Raw genomic sequence first — 3506 nt, 5'->3', positions numbered from 1 at the left:
GTCCACGCCTGGGTGCATCTCACCAGAAACTACGTGCTGCACCGCAGCCGCGCCTTCTTCCTCGGCGCGGGCATCCTTCTCGTCGCCTGGATCTGGTTCGCGCTGCACCTGGCTGGGGTGGTCTGACGGCGACTTTCCCTTCTCCCTTGTGGGAGAAGGTGGCCGAGCGAAGCTCGGTCGGATGAGGGGTGTTCCAGCTTGGCGGACCCTCCAAATCAGACGCGCGGAGCCAGACAACCTGACGTCGCGATCCTTCCAACACCCCTCATCCGTCTCGGCGCTGCGCGCCGATCCACCTTCTCCCACAGGGAGAGAAGGAGAGGCGCTAGAGATCGAAGACCGCGATCCTGCGCTTGTCGAACTTGATGCCGATCTCGCCGCGCACCAGCCGCAGCGCCTGGTCGCCGAATACGGCGCGTCGCCAACCTTGCAGCGCCGGCACTTCGGCGGCGTCGCCCTCGGCGGCGATGCGGTCGATGTCGTCACTGGAGGCGAGCACCTTGGAGGCGACGCCCTCCTTCTCGGCGACGATGCGGAGCAGCACCTTGAGCAGTTCCGCCGCCGCGCTCGAGCCTTCCGGCGGCTGAAAACTCTTCGGCAGTTTCGGCATCGTCTCCTTCGGCATGGCGAGAGCGGCGTTGACGGCACCCAGCAGCGCCGTGGCCGTCGCCGAACGCTCCCAGCCTTTCGGCGTCGTGCGCAGCTTGCCGAGAGCCGCCGCATCGCGCGGCGCCTGCTGCGCGATCTCGTAGATCGCATCGTCCTTGAGCACACGGCCGCGCGGCACGTCGCGCTCGCGCGCCTCGCGTTCGCGCCAGGCGGCCACCGCCTGCACGACCGCCAGCTCCTGCGGCTTGCGCAGCCGCATCTTCAGCCGCTTCCAGGCGTCCTCCGGATGCGGATCGTAGGTCTCGCGCGAGGTGAGGATGTCCATCTCCTCGTTCAGCCAATGGGCTCGGTCCTCGCGCTTCAGCTCGGCGCTGAGATGCTGATAGACCTTGATCAGGTGGGTGACGTCGGCGAGCGCGTATTCGAGCTGCTTGTCGGAGAGCGGCCGGTGCCGCCAGTCGGTGAAGCGCGAGGATTTGTCGAGCCTGGCGCCGGTGATGCGCTGCACCAGCTGATCGTAGGAGACGCTGTCGCCGAAGCCGCAGACCATGGCCGCCACCTGCGTGTCGAACACCGGATGCGGCACCAGGTTGCCCAGATGGACGATGATTTCGATGTCCTGGCGCGCGGCGTGGAAGACCTTGACCACCGCTTCGTTGGCCATCAGCCGGAAGAACGGTTTGAGATCGATGTCTGGCGACAGCGGATCGATCAGCGCCGTCACGCCGGGCGCGGCCATCTGTATGAGGCAGAGGATCGGCCAGAAGGTCGTTTCGCGGATGAATTCGGTATCGACGGTGACGAATTCCGACTTTTCGAACGCCGCGACAGCGCTCTCGAGTTCTTTCTGGGTGGTGATGACGTGCATCAAATCGCTTTTGGCAAGAAATCAGGTCCCTTTCAATTCCAGCAGCAGGCGCTTTCGTCAAGCCGCAGGTAGAGCATGATCCCGAATGTGTGCAGTGGTTTTCGGAAAAGATCATGCTCAAACAAGAAGATAAAGCGGGATGACGATCTCGCTTTAATCCGACTTGTCTGAATCATTGCCCCGCCGGGCGAGCCGCGCGAAGAATGTCGAGGTGCGCAAGAGCGCGGTAAAACGGCTTCGACTGCCGGCGGGAACGCCGGATCGAACCTGCATCCGGTACAGGATCACGATAATGAGACTGGCATAGACAAAGGCGCTGAACACGAACAGGGCGCTGGGCCCGAAATATTGCATCACCGCCGATGCGGCGATCGGACCGCCAATCGCGCCGAAGGAATAGAACAGCATCAGCGCCGCATTGACCAGCACGAACTCGCCCTTGCCGGCCCGATCGTTGGAATGCGCCGCCGACAGCGAATAGAGCGGCATGGCGAAGCAGCCGAAGATAAAGACGATGGCGAAGTTCAGGAAAGGATCGCCGCGCGCCACGAAAGCGAGCGCCAGCGCGGCAAGCATGGCGCAGCATGTCGTCGTCAGCAGTACCGAGCGCCGGTCCCAGCGGTCGGAAAGATAGCCCAGCGGATATTGGATGAGGGCGCCGCCGAAGATGCCGACGCTGACGAAGGTGACGACATCGGCCACCGACATGCCGATCTCCTCGGCATAGACCGGCGACAGCGTACGGAAGGCGCTGTTGGTGACGCCGACGGCGATGCAGCCGATCGAGCCAAGCGGCGAGATCCGCCAGACACGTGGCAAATCGAGCTTGACCTCTTCCGGCGGCGCCGGGTTGGAACGGTCGCCGAGCGAGACCGGCACCAACGAGAAGGTGATCATCATCGACATGACGGCGAAGATGGCGAAGCCGCCTGCGCCGAAGATCGGGATCAGGAACTGCGCGCCGGTGACCGAGCCGATGTCCACCATGCGGTAGATCGCGAGCACGCGGGCGCGGTCCTTGTTGCCGACGCCGGAGTTCAGCCAGGCTTCCATAACGGTGAACAGGCCGGCGAAGCAGAAGCCGCCGGCAAAGCGTATCGCGCACCACATCACCGGGTCGATGACCAATACCAGCAGCAGCGTGCCGACGGAGGCGATCGCAGCAAGCGCCGAGAATGTCCGCACATGACCGACCGCCTTCAGGATGCGGGTGACCGCCAGGCATCCGAGCAGGAAGCCGGCAAAGTAGAACGTCCCCATCAGGCCGATGTCGGAGGCGGAGAAGCCTTCCCGCGCGCCGCGCAGCGCGATCAGCGTGCCCTGCAGTCCGTTGCCGCCGAGCAGGATGCCTGCGGCGATGAGGAGCGGGATCAACGGGCGGATCGAGGACATGAGGGGAAGGCAATCACGGGTCTGTGATCCCTTCTTGGACCATAGATCCCGTCAATGCCAGCGGCAAATGCGACATGACACGGTCACATGCTTGTACCCGGCCGAGGACATGGGGCTGCCGATCGGGCGGGGGCCTCTGGAGCAATTCCAGGAAAAGTGTGTAACGGTTGGGTTCGGCGACTTCGCCGTAGCCTTCCGTCCGGAATTGCGTAAAAACAAATAGTTAGAGCGGTTCAGCGATTCACCAAACACTGAACCGCTCTAAGCTTTGCCGGCCCGCATTTCTATCTCCCGCTCGACCATGGCCGGCGCCTCGCCTGGAATCGCATTGATGCTCTCTACGGTCGGCCGCCGGCCAAGCGAACCTGCCGTCAGCAGGCTGAGCGCGATGAACGGGATGCCGATCCCATAGGCGGAGCGGATGCCCCAATGGTCCGATACGAAGCCGAGCAGCGGCGGACCGAGCAGGAAGGCGATGAAAGAGATCTGCGACAGCGCCGCGACGTTGATCGCCGCGGGCCGGTCCGTCCGCTGGGCTGCCGCGGAGATCGCCAGCGGGAAGATCGCGCTGCTGCCGATCCCCAACAGGGCGAAGCCGAGCATCGATACCGGCGGCGCGGGCGAGAAGAAGACGATC

The 3506-nt window shown here is 63.9% G+C and carries 3 protein-coding genes; all 3 read right to left on the bottom strand.

What is annotated here, in order from left to right; genetic code table 11:
• Positions 1–325: 325 nt before the first annotated feature.
• A complete protein-coding gene (gene rnd / locus EOA38_RS31005) occupies positions 326–1477 on the bottom strand; it encodes a ribonuclease D (protein ID WP_127301018.1) in 1152 nt (383 codons plus the stop codon).
• A gap of 153 nt (positions 1478–1630) precedes the next feature.
• On the bottom strand, positions 1631–2869 hold the full coding sequence (locus tag EOA38_RS31000) for an MFS transporter (protein WP_127301017.1): 1239 nt from the start codon (positions 2867–2869) through the stop codon (positions 1631–1633).
• Between the two features lie 261 nt (positions 2870–3130).
• The coding region (locus EOA38_RS30995; protein WP_127301016.1) for an MFS transporter at positions 3131–3506 on the bottom strand (376 nt) is incomplete at its 5' end.

The organism is Mesorhizobium sp. M1E.F.Ca.ET.041.01.1.1 (assembly GCF_003997355.1).
In the GTDB taxonomy this organism is placed as follows: Bacteria; Pseudomonadota; Alphaproteobacteria; order Rhizobiales; family Rhizobiaceae; genus Mesorhizobium.
The sequence above is the reverse complement of the archived record's forward strand: the minus strand, read 5'-3'. Positions and strand labels throughout refer to the sequence as shown.